The sequence below is a fragment of the Citreicella sp. C3M06 genome, assembly GCF_018860705.1.
GTDB lineage: Bacteria > Pseudomonadota > Alphaproteobacteria > Rhodobacterales > Rhodobacteraceae > Salipiger.
On the sequence record NZ_JAHKQA010000076.1, the window covers coordinates 37,497 to 53,936 of the forward strand.

Consider the following 16,440-nt stretch of genomic DNA (forward strand, 5'->3'; position numbering starts at 1 on the left):
GTCTCATTGGGCGGGCACGGCGGCCTTGTCGCCGTCAAGCCCGGCTTCAGCGGCGCTCAGCGGCTTTTTCAGCACGATCAGCAGGGCGGTGGTGATCACCGTGCCGATGGCGATGGCCATGGCGTAGCCGGCAAGGTTGGTCACCGCGTTGGGAATCGCCAGCACGAAGATGCCGCCATGCGGGGCCACCAGCTTGCAGCCCAAAAGCATCGACAGCGCGCCGGTGACGGCAGAACCGGCGACGATCGCGGGGATGACGCGGGCCGGGTCCTTGGCGGCAAAGGGGATCGCGCCTTCGGTGATGAAGCTCAGCCCCAGCACGGCGGAGGCGCCCGACGCTTCGCGTTCTTCGCGGGTAAAGCGGTTCTTGGCGATCCATGCGGCGATGGCAAGGCCCAGCGGCGGGGTCATGCCCGCGGCCATGGTGGCGGCCATCGGCGCGTAGGTGTCAGACGTCAGCAGCCCGACCGAGAAGGTATAGGCCGCCTTGTTGATCGGCCCGCCCATGTCGATCGCCATCATGCCGCCCAGCACAAGGCCCAGAAGCACGGCATTGGTGGTGCCAAGCCCTTGCAGGAAGCTGGTCATCGCCGCAAGGATCGCGGCCACCGGCTCGCCGACGATATAGACCATCACAAGCCCGGTCACGAGGGTCGATAGCAGCGGCAGGATCAGCACCGGCTTGAGCCCTTCAAGCGTCTGCGGCAGCTTGATATTGTCGCGCAGCCAGCGCGCCACGTAACCGGCAAGGAAACCGGCGACGATGCCGCCAAGGAAACCCGCCTGCAGGTTGACCGCTAGCATCCCGCCGATCAGGCCCGGCGTCAGGCCCGGTCGGTCGGCGATGGAAAAAGCGATGAACCCCGCAAGAACCGGCACCATCAGCCCAAAGGCGCCGCCACCACCGATGGCCATGAGCGCGGCGGCCAGCGTGCCTTCCTGTTCAAAGGCCTTGATGCCGAACACAAAGCTCAGCGCGATCAGCAGGCCGCCCGCAACCACCAGTGGCAGCATGTAGGACACGCCGGTGAGCAGGTGCATGTAGGGGCCGGACCGGCCCGCAGAGCGTTTGGCCTTGGCATCGGCGACCTGCCCGGCCAGCGACGCGGACCCGGCTTTGCCGCCCAGCACCGCGCCATTGGCGACGGCCTCGTCCAGCAGCTTGGGCGCGCCTTTGACGGCGGCGCCGACCGAGGTCTTGTAGACCTTTTTGCCGGCAAAGCGGCTGTCGTCGACATGGGTGTCGGCGGCGATCACCACGAGGTCGGCCTGCGCGATCTGCTCATCGCTCAGAGTGTTTTGCGAGCCGACCGAGCCTTGGGTTTCCACCGCGACGTCCCAGCCGCGCACGGCCCCGGCCTTTTTCAGCGCGTCGGCCGCCATGAAGGTATGCGCGATGCCGGTCGGGCAGGAGGTGATGGCGACAAGCCGTGTCACAGCTGCGGGGGCAGCCGCAGGCGCAGGCACTTCGACTGGCGCCTGCACGCGATCGCCCGTCAGCGCAAGCGCGGCGCGCAGGACCGCGCCGGTGTGCCGCACGGTGTCCGACGTGGAGGCCCGGTGCAGCGGCTTGTCAGCGAAGCGTGCGCCGTCGATGCCGATATCGGTGGCCAGAAGCACCACGTCGGCCTCGGCGATCTCGGCCGCGCTCAGCGGGTTTTCGGTGCCGTTTGCGCCTTGGCGTTCGATGCGGATCTGGTGGCCCATACGGTGGGCGGTTTCCGCCAGCGCCTCGGCGGCCATGTGGGTATGAGCAATGCCGGTCGAGCAAGCCGCCACGGCAACGATCCTGGTCATGCGTGGATCCTCCCTTTCGTATGATCTTCGAGCACGGTCACGGTGACCGCGCGGGCGTGGTCTTCGATGCGTGCGGGGGCGGGCAGATGCGGACCGATCTCGCCCAGAGCGCCGAGCGAAAAGGCGGTGGCCAGCCGGGCGCTGTCGGCCAGTGACAGGCCAAGCGTGTCGGCATGGATCAGCCCTGCGACCATGGCATCGCCGCAACCGACGGTGCTGACCACCTGCATTTTTGGTGGCACGGCCAGAACCGCTTCGTGCGGGGTCACCAGCACGGCGCCATCGGCGCCCATCGACACGGCGACAAGCGCGACGCCCTTGCGGGTGATCTCGCGCGCGGCGGCCACCACCTGATCGGGGCCGGTCAGCCTGCGCCCAAGCAGCGCGCCAAGCTCGTCGATGTTGGGCTTGATCAGGTCGGGCGCCGCGCGCAGCGCCTGTTCCAGCGGCGCGCCCGAGGTATCGAGCGCAACCTTCGCGCCGCTGCGTCTGGCCAGCGCGACCAGCCCGGCATAGGCATCGAGCTTCAGCCCGCCCGGCAGCGAGCCGCAGAGCGCGACCCATGACAGCCCGCCTTGCAGCAGATCCGTCAGCAGCTCGGCCACGACGCGCAGATCGGCGGCGCTGGCGGGCGCGCCGGGAAAGTTCAGGTCGGTGACGGTGTTCGCGTCGGGATCGACGATCTTGATGTTGGTGCGGGTGGCGCCATCGATGCGCAGGCAATCGTCATGCAGGCCAGAGGCCTTGAAATGCGCCTCGAACAGCGCGGCATTGTCGCGACCAAGCAGGCCGGTGACAGCAACGTCATGTCCGAAGCTGGCCAGAAAGGATGCCACGTTGACGCCCTTGCCGCCAGCGTCGGTGCGGGTCGATGCGGCCCGGTTGACGCTGTCGAGCGCAAAGCCGGGGCAGGTGACGGTCTGGTCGATGGCCGAATTGAGCGAGACGGCGGCAATGCGGGGACGGCTCATCGCGATGCTCCCAGCGCCCGGACCGACGCCGCATCGGGGCAGGCCAGCGCCCGCTGCGCCAGGTCTCGGCATTGCTCCATCGACAGGCTGCGCAGCTCGGCCTTGACCGAGGGGATCGACGGGATCGACACCGACAGTTCCACCAGCCCCAGCCCGCTGAGGATGCGCGCACCCAGCGGATCGCCCGCGACGCCGCCGCAGGCACCGACCCAGATGCCCGCCGCGTTGGCGGCCTGCACCGTCTGGTCGATCAGCCGCAGCACGGCCGGGTGCAGCCCGTCGGCCTTGCGCGCCAACGTCGGGTGCATCCGGTCCATCGCCAGCGCGTATTGGGTCAGATCGTTGGTGCCGATGGAAAAGAAATCGACGCGCTGCGCCAGTTCGGGGGCCATCAGCACGGCCGAGGGCACCTCGATCATGATGCCCATCTCGGCGCGCTCGGCCCCGACCTCGGCGCGGATCTCTTCGGCGATGCGCAGCGCGGCATCGAGCTCGTCGGTCATTGCGACCATCGGGAACATGATGCGCACCGGGCCGCGCGCCGAGGCGCGGAAGATTGCCCGCAACTGGGTGCGGAAGATCGGCTCGTGGGTCAGGCAGAAGCGGATGCCGCGCTCGCCCAGAAACGGGTTTTCCTCGACCGGCATCTGAAGATACGGGATCTCCTTGTCGCCGCCCACATCGAGCGTGCGGATGATGATCGGCAAGCCGTTCATCGCGTCGAGCATGGCCGAATAGATCGCCACCTGCTCGTCTTCGCTGGGCGCATGGTCGCGGTTCACGAACAGGAATTCGGTGCGCAGCAGGCCGACGCCTTCGCCGCCTGCCTCGATCGCCGCCGTCGCCTCGGGCACGTCCGAGATGTTGGCGACAACCTCGATGCGCGCGCCATCGGTGGTGATGGCGGGCTTGTAGCGATCGCGCGCCTCAATCTCGCGCTGCCGGGCAAGATCGCTCATCGCGGCCTCGGCCCAGTTGCGATCGGTGTCGGTCGGGCGCAGCACCAGCGCGCCGCCCATGCCATCGAGCAGCGCCGGGGTGCCGTTGGCCACGTCCAGCACCGCCTGACCGGCGCCCACCACGGCGGGAATATCCAGAGAACGTGCAATGATCGAGGTGTGCGAGGTCGGCCCGCCAGACGCGGTGCACAGCCCCTTGACCAGCGCCTTGTCCAGCTGCGCCGTATCCGAAGGCGTCAGATCGTCGGCCACCAGCACGCAGGGCGTGTCGGGCAGGCGCGCGCCCCCCGTCACCCGGCCCAGCAGCTTGAGCACCCGCAGCCCGACATCGCGCAGATCGGTGGCGCGGGCGGCCAGCGTGGCGTCATGCATGCCCGCCAGCAAATCGGCGCGTTCGGTAAAGGCGGCATTCCAGCCGGATGCGGCGCTGCGGCCTTGCGCGATCAGCGCGGCGGCGGCCTCGATCATTTCGGGGTCGCCAAGGAATTCCTGATGGGCGCGAAAGATCTGCGCCTTGGCGGGGCCGCTTTTCTTCCAGACCTCTTCGTAGAGGTCTTCAAGCTGGCGCCAGGCGGTCTGGATCGCGGCGTCGAGCTTTTCACGCTCGGCCACGGCATCGGCGGCGGTTTCGTCAAACGTGACATCTTCGCGCAGGAACTGGAAGACGGGGGCCAGCGCATAGCCGGGCGAGGAAGAAATCCCCGGCAGCACATGGCCCTCCCATTCGAGCGCCACGGCGGACGGGGCCGAGCCCGCCGCCGCATCCCCGACGCTGTCATCTTCGTCTTCCAGCCCCGCAGCGAAGGCGGCGCGCAGGGCATCCAGTGCCTCCGCGGCCTGAGGTCCCTCGGCGGACACGGTGATCTCGGTGCCTTTTTCCGCCCCGAGGCGCAGCAGCGAGATCAGCGATTTGGCGTTGCCGGACCGCTCGCCATGGCGCAGCTGGATCTCGGCATCAAAGCGTTTGGCGATATCGACCAGCGCCGTGGCGGGGCGGGCGTGCAGCCCGTGCGCCCCGCGGATGGTCGCGGTAAAGGACTGGTCCAGATCGCTCGCCGGTACGGTATCGTTGGCGGGCGAGGCGGCCTGCCCGGTCAGGCGCGCCACGATATCGGCAGGATCGAGCGTGGTGGCGAGCTTTTCAGCCTCGGCCTCATCGCCCAGCACGTCGGTCAGGTTGGTCAGCACGGCAAGGTGTTCATCAGAGCGCGCAGCGATGGCAACCACCAGCCGGGCGCGCTCGCCCGAGCCCCAGTCGACCCCGGCGGGCAGCTGCACCACCGCGATGGCGGTGTCATGGATCAGGTCGCGATCCTTGGGCAGGCCATGCGGAATGGCGATGCCATTGCCAAGAAAGGTGTTCGCCACCTTTTCGCGCCCCATCATCGACGCGCCATAGCGCGGATCGATCTTGCCAGCGGCAGTGAGGAGATCCACGGCTTGTGCAATGGCATCCGCCTTGTCGGTGGCACTCTTGCCAATCGCGACGAGATCGTTTGTCAGGGTAAGCACGGTGTTCTCCTCGGCCTGCGCGTGTCAGTATGGTCGCGCGGTCAGAGGCACCCGCCAGATGAACAGAGTATGTCGCGCAGCATGGACAGGATTGTAATATTTGTCATATGGGCCACGTTTGCCTGCCTTGGCGGGTCTGCGCAGGCGATCACCGTACTGACGCGCGATGGCAAGCCGATCGCGGGGCCGGCGCAGACGCATGGCGCAAGCTTTACCGCCGCCACGGGCACGCCGGTGCAGGTGGTGCGGCGCCCCTTCGATGGGCTTTACGCCGAGATCATGCTGGGCTTTGTCACCGGGCGCAGCAGGGCGGATGTGCTGATCTTTCCCGCCGCGTGGTTGCCGGATTTCGCACCCTATCTGGCGCCGGTGCCCGAGGCGCTGGTGAGCGGCCCGCTGGTGCAGGGCATCGCCCCGGCCTTTCGCGACACGCTGATGCGCTGGCAGGGGGCGTGGAAGGCGGTGACGCTGGACGGCGATCTGCACATGGGGGCCTATCGGCGCGATTTATTCGAAGACCCCGCCATCGCCGCCGCATGGCGCGCGCAGACCGGCAGCGCGCTGGCTCCGCCGCGAACCTGGGTCGAATACACCCGGCTGGCCGAGTTTTTCGCCGCCCGCCCCGAGGTGCGCTACGGCACGCTCGAGGCATCGGCGCAGGGCGGGCAGCGGCTGTGGTACCTGTTCAGTCATGTCGCCGCGCTGGTACGCTCGCCCGGGGCGTTGTTCTTTGATCCGCAGACCATGCGCCCGGCCATCGACAGCCCGCCCTGGGTCGAGGCGCTGACTCAGTATCTTGTGGCCATTGCCACGGGGCCGGGGGATCTTGGCAGCCACGAGGTGCGCACACGCTTTGCCGCTGGCGAGGCCGCGATGGCCGTCGACTGGTCGGACATCGGGCTCTATGCGTCCGATCCGGGGCTGTCGGCTGTGGCGGGGCGCACCGGGTTCTTTGTGCTGCCGGGCAGCGATCGGGTCTGGACCGGGGCTTCGTGGCAGCGGCAAGAGCCGCAGCCGGTGCCATTCCTTGCCTTTGGTGGCTGGATCGCCGCTGTCCCTGCCGATGCCGTCGATCAGGAGGGCGCGTGGGATTTCATCCGCTGGATGATGGACCCGGCCCGCGCCGATGCGGATGTACGCGACGGCGCGTCGGGATTGAACCCTTACCGCAAGGCCCAACTCGAAGACCTTGCGGGCTGGACCCGCGTCATGGGCAGCGCGGCGCAGGGCTATCTGGATGTACTGGGCGACAGCCTTGCCTCGCCCCATGCCGTGCCCGACCTGCGTATTCCGGGATATCCGGCCTATCTGGCGGTGCTCGATGCCGAGCTTGACGCCGTGCTGGACGGGCGCAAGCCTCCGTCAGAGGCGCTGTCTACGGCCGCTGCCGCATGGGATCAGATCACCGACCGTCTGGGGCGCGCGGCGCAGGGGCGCAATTACCGCGAAGCCATGGGCCTGAAGGAGACCGCCCCATGAGATGGCGCGGCATCGAAGGGCGGATGCTGCTGATCGTGGCGCTGTCGAGCCTTGCGATGGTGGTGGCAAGCGTTGCGGCGCTTGGCGCGTTGAATCGCATCGGTCGCGCCGCCGAAGAAGTCACAGAGCGTGACCTGCCCGAAGTCACGGCGGCGCTGGAACTGGCGCGGATCGGTGAGCGGCTGCAAAGCCGGGGGGCGTCGCTGATGGTGGCGGGATCGCAATGGGCGACGCTGGCGGCGCAGGCGGCCATCGATGCCGATCTTGCGGCCTTTACCGCGCAGGCCGAAGCCCTGCATGCGGTACGGCCCGATGTTCAGCGTATCCCCGCCGAGGCGCAGGATCTCGCGGCAGAACTGGCCCGGCTTCGCGCGCAGCTTGACAACCGCCGGGCGCTTGGCGCTGGGCAAGAACTCGCCCGGCGCAGGATGTTCGAAGACATCAACCAGCTGCGCCAGCTCATCGGCCCGTCGATCCTTGCGATCGAGGCGATCACCTCGGGCAACGCGCTGGCCGAGCCGGGGACATGGCGCACCGCGGTGCGCTCGCAGGCGCCGCTGCTGGCGGTCGAACGGCTGACCAACCTTGCAACGGCGGCGATCCTGCGGGCGGGCGGGGCCGATGCCTATGGGCTGGCACAGATCCGTGCCGGTTATGCCCGCAGCGTGGCGCAACTGGAGACGCAGGTGGCGGCGCTGCCGCAAGGGCTGCGCGCCGGGGCCGAGGCGGCGGCGCGCAGCTTTGCAGAGCAGCTTTCACCGGGCGGGCTGTTCGATCTGCGCGCGCGCGAGCTGGCGGCGCAGGCCGGTGCCCAGACCGCCTTGACCGGGGTCGGCAACCGGGCCGCGACGCTCAAGCGGATGGTCGATGCCGGTGCCATCGAGGCGGGGCAGCGCATGGCGAGCGTCACGCAGGGCCTGCGCCAGACCATCCTTGCGCGCAGTTCGCAATTCGCCGCCGTCGGGCTGACGGTGATCCTGCTTGCGGCGCTGGCCTCGTACCTGTTGGTGATCCGCCCGCTCGGGCGCAACCTTGCCGGGGTGACCACCGCCATGACCCGCCTTGCCGCCGGTGAGCGCGACGCGCAGGTGCCCGGCGCCGAGCGGCGCGACGAGATCGGCGACCTTGCCCGCGCCTTCACCGTTTTCAAGGACAACTCGGTCCATATGGAGCAACTCGACCGGCAACTGGCCGAACGCTCAAACCTGCTGCTGACCACCTTCGAGACCATGAAGGATGGCTTTTCGGTGTTTGACGAACACCGCCGTCTGCGGGCCTTCAACCCGCAATATGCCGCGCTTTACGGCTTTGATGCGGCGGATCTGGTCAACCGCCCGTCGCTGGAGAGGATCAACCGGCAGCTGCGCGTGCAAGGGGTGCGTGCCTTTTTGCCGGGCGGCGAGGAGCTGCCCCTTGACCGGGTGTCGCAGCGGCGGATGACACAGGCATACCGGCACGAATTGCGCTTTCCCGGCGGGCGGGTGATCGAACTGCGCTCGACCCCGAATCCGCGCGGCGGCTTTGCCACCATCCATATGGATGTGAGCGAACAGCGGAACACCGAAAGCCAGCTGCTACAGGCGCAGAAGATGGAAAGCGTTGGCCTGCTGACCGGAGAAATTGCGCATGATTTCAACAACATCCTTGCGGTGATTCTTGGCAATCTCAACATCCTCGCCCGCGAAGAGACGGTGCCTGAGCCGCTCAAGGGCCGGGTGCGCCGGGCGCAGGGCGCGGCGGAACGGGCGGCGGGGCTGGTGAGCCGCCTGCTGACCTTTGCCCGCCGCCAGCGCCTTGCGCCGGAAAACGTCGATGTCAACGCGCTGGCGCTCGGCATGGCCGATTTGCTCGAGACCAGCCTTGGCAGCGGGGTGCGCCTGCGCATGGATCTGGCCGAGGGGCTGGCAAAGCTGCGCGTCGATCCGGGCCAGCTCGAGGCGGCGTTGATGAACCTTGCGGTGAATGCGCGCGATGCGATGGGCGGGCAGGGCGAGATCACCATTGCAACCCGCCCGGCGGGCGAGATGGTGGCGCTCAGCGTCTCCGACACCGGGCCGGGCATCCCCGAGGCGCTGGCCGCGCAGGTGTTCGAGCCGTTCTTCACCACCAAGCCGGTGGGCAAGGGCAGCGGGCTGGGCCTGTCGATGGTCTATGGCTTTGCCCGCCAGTCGGGCGGCAGCGTGCAGATTGAATCGGCTGCGGGCGCATGCATCACCCTGCATCTGCCGGTGTCGAAGCTGGGCGACACCCCGACGCCCGTGTTTGCCGACTTGCCGCATGACGCCTGCATTCTTGCGGTCGACGACGATGCCGACCTGCTTGAGGTGACCGCCGAACAGCTGCGCCGGCTGGGCTATGCGGTGGTGACGGCGCGGGGCGGCCCCGAGGCGCTGGAGTTGCTGGAAGAGATCCCCGAGATTGACCTGCTGTATTCCGATGTCTCGATGCCCGGCGGCATGAGCGGCGGCGAACTGGCGCAGGCGGCGCGGCGGATGCGGCCCGATCTTGCGGTGCTCTATACCTCGGGGGGGGCTGCCGCAGGGCTCTCGCCCCTGTTGCGCAAGCCGGTGTCCGAAGAGCTGCTTGCCAGCTCGGTCCGCCGCGTGCTTGAGGATCAGAGCCGCGTCACCTCGGTATCGAACACATAGCCCGCGCCGCGTTCGGTGCGGATCAGGGTCGGCGCCTTTGGGTTGGGTTCGATCTTGCGGCGCAGGCGCAGGATCAGCACGTCGATGGTGCGGTCGAACACCTCGCCGCCATCGCTGCGGGTGCGCTCAAGCAGCTGGTCGCGCGACAGCACCTGTCGCGGCGATTTCACGAAGGCCTCGAGCAGCAGGAATTCGGCGTTTGTCAGCGCGGTCTGCGCACCGCCGGGGCTTTTCAGCTGCCGCGAATCAAAGTCGATCACCCAGCCGGCAAAGCCGCGCCGGTCGTGATCCAGTGCCGGAGGCTGCGCAGCGCCCGAGCGGCGCAATACTGCCTTGATCCGGGCCACCAATTCGCGCGGATTGAACGGTTTGACGACATAATCGTCGGCCCCCATCTCAAGCCCGAGAATGCGATCGACATCGCCGCCAAGGCCGGTCAGCATGATGATCGGAATCTGCGATCCGGCCCGCAGGCGCTGGGCGATGGCCAGCCCGTCGCCATCGGGCAGCCGCAGATCGAGCAGAATCAGGTCGGGCGTCGCGGCCTTGATCGCCGGGCCGATCTGCGCGGCGCACTCGGCCTCGCCGATTTGCCAGCCCTGTGCGGTCAACTCGAAGCGCAGCAGATCGCGCATGTCTGCGTCGTCGTCGACGATGAGAATTCTGACCATGCGCCCTGTTCCTCGCGAAGTGAGCAGCAGGTAGCGTGTTGTGCGCTTGCGGGCAACCATGCGCGCTGGGCGTGGGGCAGTTGCTGGCGCCCTGCGGCGCTTCGGTGATAGGCTTTGCTCCAAATGCCATTCGAAGGAGCTTTTCGATGCTGACCGAACCTCTCAACGCCCTGACCGCCCGCACCATGGACGCCTGCGGCAGCCCTGCCGCGCTGGACGTGGCGGGCGGCATGGCCGTGGTTTCTCCCGTTACCGGCGAGACCGTGGCGACGCTGGCGGTGCACTCTGCCGCCGATGCGCAGGCCGCGGTGGATCTTGCAAGCGCCGCCTTCAAGAGCTGGCGCATGGTGCCGGCGCCGCGCCGCGGCGAGCTGGTGCGCCTGTTCGGCGAAGAGCTGCGCCGCGCCAAGGAAGACCTTGGCCGCATGGTGTCGATCGAGGCGGGAAAATCGCCCTCCGAAGGGCTGGGCGAAGTGCAGGAGATGATCGACATCTGCGATTTCGCCGTCGGCCTGTCGCGCCAGCTTTACGGTCTGACCATCGCCACCGAGCGTCCCGGCCACCGGATGATGGAAACATGGCACCCGCTGGGGGTGGTTGGCATCATCACCGCGTTCAACTTCCCCTGCGCGCCGTGGTGCTGGAACGCGGCGCTGGCGCTGGTCTGCGGTGACCCGGTGCTGTGGAAGCCCTCGGAAAAGACCCCGCTGACGGCGCTGGCGGTGCAGGCGGTATTCGAGCGCGCGGTCGAACGCTTTGGCGATGCGCCCGAGGGGCTGTCGCAGGTGCTGGTCGGCGGGCCGGAACTGGGCGAAGCGCTGACCGACAGCTCCAAGGTGGCGCTGGTGTCGGCCACCGGATCGACCCGTATGGGCCGCATCGTCGGCCCCAAGGTCGCGGCGCGCTTTGGCCGCTGCATTCTAGAGCTCGGCGGCAATAACGCGGGCATCGTCTGCCCCAGCGCCGACATGGATATGGCCCTGCGCGCCATCGCCTTTGGCGCTATGGGCACCGCCGGGCAGCGCTGCACCACCATGCGCCGCCTGTTCGTACACGAAAGCGTCTATGACCAGATCGTGCCGGCGCTGAAAAAGGCCTATGCCAGCGTGTCGGTCGGCAATCCGCTGACCTCTGGCGCGCTGGTTGGTCCGCTGATCGATCGCGCGGCGTTCGACAGCATGACCGCCGCGCTGAAAGAGGCCGCCGAGCTGGGCGGCACCGTGCATGGTGGCAGCCGCGAGGCGGTCGAGGGCGAGGCGGCCTATTACGTCAAGCCCGCCATCGTCGAGATGCCGGTTCATGACGGCCCGGTCCTGCGCGAGACCTTTGCGCCGATCCTGTATGTGATGAAATACAGCGATTTCGATGCCGCGCTCGAGGCGCATAACGCTGTCGGGGGCGGGTTGTCGTCGTCGATCTTCACCACCGACCTGCGCGAGATGGAAACCTTCCTGTCGGCGCGCGGTTCTGACTGCGGCATCGCCAACGTCAATATCGGCACTTCGGGGGCCGAGATTGGCGGCGCGTTTGGCGGTGAAAAGGAAACCGGCGGTGGGCGCGAATCCGGCTCGGATGCATGGCGCGCCTACATGCGGCGGGCGACCAACACCATCAACTACAGCCGCGAGCTGCCGCTGGCGCAGGGCGTGACCTTCGACATCGGCTGAAGCATGGGCATGGCGGGGCAGGGTGCCCCGCCGCGTTCCTCAGCGCAGCGCCTCGAGCGCCTCCTTGAGATCAATTGCGCCATCATAAAGCGCCCGACCCGAAATCGCACCGTTCAGCGCCGCGCCGCAATCGCGCAACGCCTTCAGATCCCTGATCGAGGACACCCCGCCCGAGGCAATGACCGGAATGGTCACCGCCTGCGCCATGGCGGCGGTGTAGGTGACATTGGGCCCCTGCATCGCGCCATCGCGGTTGATGTCGGTATAGATGATCGCCGCAACCCCATCATCCTGAAAGCTTTTCGCCAGCTCGACCGCGTCGACATCGGTGATCTCGGCCCAGCCTTTGGTGGCGACCATGCCATCCTTTGCGTCGATGCCCACCGCGATCTTGCCGGGAAAGGCGGCGGCGGCCTCGCGCACCAGCGCCGGGTTCTCGACCGCGACGGTGCCAAGGATCACCCGTGCCAGCCCCCGCTCGAGCCACATCTCGATGGTGGCCATATCGCGGATGCCGCCGCCAAGCTGGGCAGGGGTGTTGGTCAGCCGCAGGATCTCTTCGACCGCGGCCCCGTTCACCGGCTCGCCAGCGAAGGCTCCGTTGAGATCGACCAGATGCAGCCATTCGCACCCGGCGGCGACGAATTCCAGCGCCTGCGCGGCGGGGTTGTCATTGAAGACCGTGGCCTTGTCCATGTCGCCGCGAAGCAGGCGAACGGCCTTGCCGTCCTTGAGGTCGATGGCTGGGTAAAGGATCATGACGTCCACACAATTCTGTTTTGTCCTACATTTCATGAGACGGGCCGTGATGCAATCGGCCCTTGCGCAGAGCCTCCTGCGCAGGACAGGCGCGCTGCCCGCAGGTGCCTCGCACCGGGCGCGAAATTCTGCGCGCAGACGCTCCAGCCGGTCTTGCCCGCCGGAATTTGCTCTGCTAAACGCTCGTCAGCGCCTTGGTCGCCCCATCGGGGTGCACCGCGCCAAAGGTGCCCCTATAGCTCAGCTGGTAGAGCAACTGATTTGTAATCAGTAGGTCCGCGGTTCGAGTCCGTGTGGGGGCACCATATCACAAAAACACCCCTGATTTTGCTTCGTTTTTGACGATAAGTGCCACACGGAAAATTGGGCGTGGGGCACCTCAACCCCAAACGATGTTTGAAATGCCCGACAAGGCCTGCTGCGAAAGCACGCTCCGCTGGGCTGTCTGTGTGTAAATTCTCGTTGTGGATGGCTGGGTGTGAGACAGCACCGCACCAATCTGTTGCTCGTTGGCCCCGGCCTCCGCGAGCATGGTCGCCATGCCTTTCCTCACCCCGTGCGAGGAGCGATTCTGAAGCCCGGCGTCATCGCACCAGCGGCGCACGCGGGTCCTCAGTGTCTCGACATTCTTGAACGGCTTTCCGCGCTCCGAAAGCAGGTAGGCGGGGCCAACGACCGGCATCGCCCGGATCGTCCGAAGCAGTGGTGGCAGGATTGGCATCGAGACGGGTGCGCTGCCCTTCTTTCCTGGCTGCCACTCCAACCATACCGCGCCATTGCGTGTCACCTCATGATGCCGCCCGAGGTGGCATAGGTCGCCGATGCGCGCGCCGGTGAACATCGCGAGCGTGAGCCACAGAAACGCCATGCTGCCGGGAGGATGCGACTTTGCGAATTGTCGCATGTCGGCGGCAGTCCACGGCGTTGTACCGCCCTTGCTCTTGTGGATCTTCGCGATGCCCTGCGCCGGGTTGTTCTCCATGGCGCCGGTCTCGATTGCGAAGGTATACATCGCCTTCGCCGCCTTCATCATGTTGTCGGCTTCAGCCGGCGTTGCGGCGCGCGCATTGCGGACACGGATGAGGGCGTGCTGGGGAAGATTCAGATGCAGGTCGCCGTAGCGGTCACCATCATCGTCGAGGTGGTCACAGAGGCGACTGAGCAAGCTGCGGCGTTGCTTGAGTGTGGACGGGCTGGCGTTGCCGCCCTCTACCATCTTCTCAAGATGCGCCAGGTATCTCAGGCGCAGCCCGTCAAGGCTTTCGCGCGGGACCTCTGGCGCTGCTGGCTCTCCCTGCCATTTCTCGCCGACGCGCGCGGCGCGGTAGTGTTCAAGGAAATCCGGGTGTTCCGGGCCAACTGGCACGGTGGTTCTTTTACCCTTTTGCCCTTTCATTCGGACGATATGCCGAGTGTTGCCCGAAGGCAGTTGCTCGGAGTACCAGCCGGGGAATGGGTTCGGGGGCGTCATTTTTCACCGTATCGCTTGAGCGATGTTACCTGCTTGCCGCGATTCTCGTCAGCGTCATAGCCGAATTTCACGCCGTCCGGGCCGACCGACACGATGCGGGCGCGAGGTTCGAGGGCTCTGACTGCCTTCCACGCGTCCTCAATCTGCCGCGGGGTCGGCATGGAAGGGGCTGCTGCTTTTGCCATGATCTTAACCTCTCGGCTTGTCGGCTGGCAGGATCTCACGCTGCCAAGCATCGTGTCCGAGGGCAAGAAACGCATCGAGGGCAACGCAGGATGTCGCGCAGCCGATTAGCACTTTGAAAGGGCGGATCATCCGAGCCACCCCGCAAGCGCGCTGATGCCTTCGGCCACGCCGTATGCCAGCAGCGCGGTGATGCCGGCGCCGGGCAGGATCCACATGACCGGGTTCATGCCAGCACCGGCCACATGCGAAACGCCAGCCACGTCGCCAGCCCGATGATCGTCAGAAGGGCGATGATGATGTACCACGCGGCGGCCGCGACGGTGTTGTCCTCCGGATCGGGTGAACGGTGCGGCGGGCAAAGGATGCTTGCGGGCTCGACACTCCATGCGTCGAGCTTGTCGCCGCTCTGGTAGGAGGTCAGTGCCTCTGGTGTGCGGATGTCGGGGTTGGTCATCGCCGGGTTCTCCTGTCTGGCTCATTGGAAGGCGCCCCCAGCGTGGGGGCGCTGACCGATGGGTCAGGCGGCGCGGTCTCTGATCGAGGCCAGCAGTCGCCGCGCGGTCTGGTGGTCGGAAAAGGTTGCCTGCGGATGATCGAGGACCAATCGGCAGGCCGACGTGACGGTGGTGATGTCGTACAGTGCCGCGTCTGCCATGACCTCGCAGGCATACCAGCGCGCGAGATCTTCGTGCTCGATTGGTCCGTGTCTGGGGCCGTGGGTCATGGCTGGGTTTCCTGGTATCTGGCGCGCCACGCACTCAGCAGGTCGGGCAATGTTCCCGCGCCGACGCCGATGTTTGCGGCGCGCAGGCGCACGTGGGTGGCGGTGATCGTGATGCTGATACCGTGGCGCGGTGCCATGTCGGCGATGTCGGAGGCAATCTTCTGGGGCAGGGGTATGCCGATCTGCGCTTCGGCGGCGGCGATGTGATCGGCAAATTTGCGAAACGTGGCGCGCTGTTCCGCGGATATCAGCGCGCCGGCCGGGATCTGCTGCGCGGGGGTGTTCATGCTGCATCGCCGCCGAACATGCGCGAGATGACGGCGCGGGTGCGGGGCAGGGCCCGGATCCGTGCGGCATCAATTGGGTTCGCACTGGGGGCAGGGGGCAGCGGATCGGGGTCGCCTTCGACGATCACCTCGACGAAGGGGGCGTCGGGGATGGCGGCGTGGCCGGGAAGGTGGCTGGGCATTGCATCCAGCCGTGCGATCTGCCGGGCGCTGAGCGGCTGCCCGCGGGCGGCCTTGGCGTCAAGCCAGGCGGATTGCAGCGCCGCCGGGCCGCCATGGGAAAGTTCCGGGGTGCAGAGCGTCTTGGCAAGTACTGTGAATTTCTTGGGAATGAGCATCGCTGCCTCCATCGGGGTTGATGGTTATGCAAGATGCAGGGGAATTTTACCCCTGTCAATAAAAAGGGGTAAAATTCCCCCATAAAAGTTGCTGGTCGCGTTTGGCATGGCTAGAGTGGGGTGCGCTGCATGGTATGGCGCACAGCAAAAAGCCTGGCTCGGGGTGGGCGGGGTGAGCACCGAGAAATTCCTCGAATTCCGTGCTAGATCCAATTCAGGAGGTGTCAGATGCTGGCCACAGAGTTTTTCGATCTTTCGCTGTCTTTGCAGGCAGCTCTCGCTGCAGGGTACTTGGGCTATGTCACTGCGTACGCGGGGTTCCGGCGTGATCATGCGGCGACAGATGTTGTATTCATCTCTCTTGCGTTCGCTTCGCTCGCGATGCTCGCGTTCGTACTTCTTGAGCGGTTCGGTCCGGTCGCCAGCTTCATCGCTGCTTTCGTGACGAGCCTGCTAAGTGCGGGGCTATGGCGAAAGTGGGGGCGGAAGGGTTGGCTTTGGTGCGTGGGAAGCGTTGGCGTACATCGCGATGACGGTGCGCATGGCGCATGGTCTGGTATTGTCCAGACTGACCGACGCGTGGGCCAAGTGTCGGTCCATACCGTCGGTGGGCGGGTGCTCTACATGAACGATCGCTCGAAGTACCACGACGCGCCATGGGGTGGGCTGTATCTCGGCGGAGATGGATCGGTCGTTATGGTCGTAGAGGAAGAAGAGTTGAGCGACGGAAGAGAGGAGGAGCGCACCGGCATCAATGACGAGCTCATGGGGGCGAGAATGACATACATCCCAGCAAGCCACGTTGCGCGGGTCAACATCCGAATGAAATAGGTTACTTCTTCGGTGGCGGCTTTAAGGTGCTGGTCATCCTGTTCGGGGAGGCGCTGGCGCCAGGCGGGGTTGTGCCTCTTGGGCTTGCGCTTTGGGTGATCGGCTTGGGCGATGCGCCATCAGTCATCGATGTTGGCTTT

15 protein-coding genes and 1 tRNA gene are annotated in these 16,440 nt (G+C 66.6%); 5 read left to right on the forward strand and 11 right to left on the reverse strand.

The window, feature by feature from the left end:
• Positions 1–3 precede the first annotated feature (3 nt).
• The 3 genes from KO516_RS18155 to ptsP are packed head-to-tail and all read right to left on the reverse strand — an operon-like array spanning position 4 to position 5,239.
• Positions 4–1,797 carry a PTS fructose-like transporter subunit IIB gene (locus KO516_RS18155; protein WP_216005210.1) on the reverse strand — a complete coding sequence of 598 codons (1,794 nt, stop codon included), beginning with the start codon at positions 1,795–1,797 and terminating at the stop codon, positions 4–6.
• Positions 1,794–2,768, reverse strand: coding sequence for a 1-phosphofructokinase (gene pfkB / locus KO516_RS18160; RefSeq protein ID WP_216005211.1), 975 nt, complete (start codon positions 2,766–2,768; stop codon positions 1,794–1,796). Before pfkB ends, KO516_RS18155 begins: the two co-directional genes overlap by 4 nt.
• Positions 2,765–5,239, reverse strand: a complete 2,475-nt coding sequence (gene ptsP, locus KO516_RS18165) for a phosphoenolpyruvate--protein phosphotransferase (RefSeq protein ID WP_216005212.1) — start codon at positions 5,237–5,239, stop codon at positions 2,765–2,767. Before ptsP ends, pfkB begins: the two co-directional genes overlap by 4 nt.
• A 69-nt stretch (positions 5,240–5,308) precedes the next feature.
• Between ptsP and KO516_RS18170 the strand changes: the two genes are divergently transcribed.
• Together KO516_RS18170 and KO516_RS18175 are read left to right on the forward strand one after the other, a co-directional pair.
• The gene (locus KO516_RS18170) at positions 5,309–6,718 is read left to right on the forward strand and encodes an extracellular solute-binding protein (protein ID WP_216005213.1); all 1,410 of its coding nucleotides are present in this window, start codon (positions 5,309–5,311) and stop codon (positions 6,716–6,718) included.
• Positions 6,715–9,366: an ATP-binding protein gene (locus tag KO516_RS18175; RefSeq protein WP_216005214.1), complete on the forward strand. Its 2,652-nt coding sequence runs from the start codon at positions 6,715–6,717 to the stop codon at positions 9,364–9,366. Before KO516_RS18170 ends, KO516_RS18175 begins: the two co-directional genes overlap by 4 nt.
• On the opposite strand, the gene KO516_RS18180 is transcribed toward KO516_RS18175, so the two are convergent.
• Complete coding sequence (locus tag KO516_RS18180; RefSeq protein WP_216005215.1) at positions 9,333–10,037, reverse strand: response regulator; 705 nt, start codon at positions 10,035–10,037, stop codon at positions 9,333–9,335. The two genes, KO516_RS18175 and KO516_RS18180, sit on opposite strands and share 34 nt — an antisense overlap.
• Positions 10,038–10,183: 146 nt before the next feature.
• Here KO516_RS18180 and KO516_RS18185 point away from each other — a divergent pair, with 146 nt between their 5' ends.
• Positions 10,184–11,704: an aldehyde dehydrogenase family protein gene (locus KO516_RS18185; RefSeq protein WP_216005216.1), complete on the forward strand. Its 1,521-nt coding sequence runs from the start codon at positions 10,184–10,186 to the stop codon at positions 11,702–11,704.
• 39 nt (positions 11,705–11,743) lie between these two features.
• Here the strand turns inward: KO516_RS18185 and hisA are convergent, their stop codons facing one another.
• Complete coding sequence (gene hisA / locus KO516_RS18190; protein ID WP_216005217.1) at positions 11,744–12,463, reverse strand: 1-(5-phosphoribosyl)-5-[(5-phosphoribosylamino)methylideneamino]imidazole-4-carboxamide isomerase; 720 nt, start codon at positions 12,461–12,463, stop codon at positions 11,744–11,746.
• 229 nt (positions 12,464–12,692) lie between these two features.
• Here hisA and KO516_RS18195 point away from each other — a divergent pair.
• Positions 12,693–12,768, forward strand: a tRNA-Thr gene (locus tag KO516_RS18195).
• Between the two features lie 74 nt (positions 12,769–12,842).
• Here the strand turns inward: KO516_RS18195 and KO516_RS18200 are convergent.
• The 6 genes from KO516_RS18200 to KO516_RS18225 form a co-directional block, all read right to left on the reverse strand.
• The gene (locus KO516_RS18200) at positions 12,843–13,934 is read right to left on the reverse strand and encodes a tyrosine-type recombinase/integrase (protein ID WP_216005218.1); all 1,092 of its coding nucleotides are present in this window, start codon (positions 13,932–13,934) and stop codon (positions 12,843–12,845) included.
• Positions 13,931–14,119: a hypothetical protein gene (locus KO516_RS18205; protein ID WP_216005219.1), complete on the reverse strand. Its 189-nt coding sequence runs from the start codon at positions 14,117–14,119 to the stop codon at positions 13,931–13,933. The genes KO516_RS18200 and KO516_RS18205 overlap by 4 nt, the downstream gene beginning before the upstream one ends.
• Positions 14,120–14,343: 224 nt before the next feature.
• On the reverse strand, positions 14,344–14,574 hold the full coding sequence (locus KO516_RS18210; RefSeq protein WP_216005220.1) for a hypothetical protein: 231 nt from the start codon (positions 14,572–14,574) through the stop codon (positions 14,344–14,346).
• Between the two features lie 63 nt (positions 14,575–14,637).
• Entirely contained in the window at positions 14,638–14,844 is a 207-nt protein-coding gene (locus tag KO516_RS18215) for a hypothetical protein (RefSeq protein WP_216005221.1), read from the reverse strand.
• Positions 14,841–15,131: a hypothetical protein gene (locus KO516_RS18220; protein WP_216005222.1), complete on the reverse strand. Its 291-nt coding sequence runs from the start codon at positions 15,129–15,131 to the stop codon at positions 14,841–14,843. The genes KO516_RS18215 and KO516_RS18220 overlap by 4 nt, the downstream gene beginning before the upstream one ends.
• Positions 15,128–15,469 carry a hypothetical protein gene (locus KO516_RS18225; RefSeq protein ID WP_216005223.1) on the reverse strand — a complete coding sequence of 114 codons (342 nt, stop codon included), beginning with the start codon at positions 15,467–15,469 and terminating at the stop codon, positions 15,128–15,130. The genes KO516_RS18220 and KO516_RS18225 overlap by 4 nt, the downstream gene beginning before the upstream one ends.
• 228 nt (positions 15,470–15,697) lie before the next feature.
• Between KO516_RS18225 and KO516_RS18230 the strand changes: the two genes are divergently transcribed.
• Positions 15,698–16,300 (forward strand): hypothetical protein, encoded by a 603-nt coding sequence (locus KO516_RS18230; RefSeq protein WP_216005224.1) that lies wholly within the window; start codon positions 15,698–15,700, stop codon positions 16,298–16,300.
• Positions 16,301–16,440 lie beyond the last annotated feature (140 nt).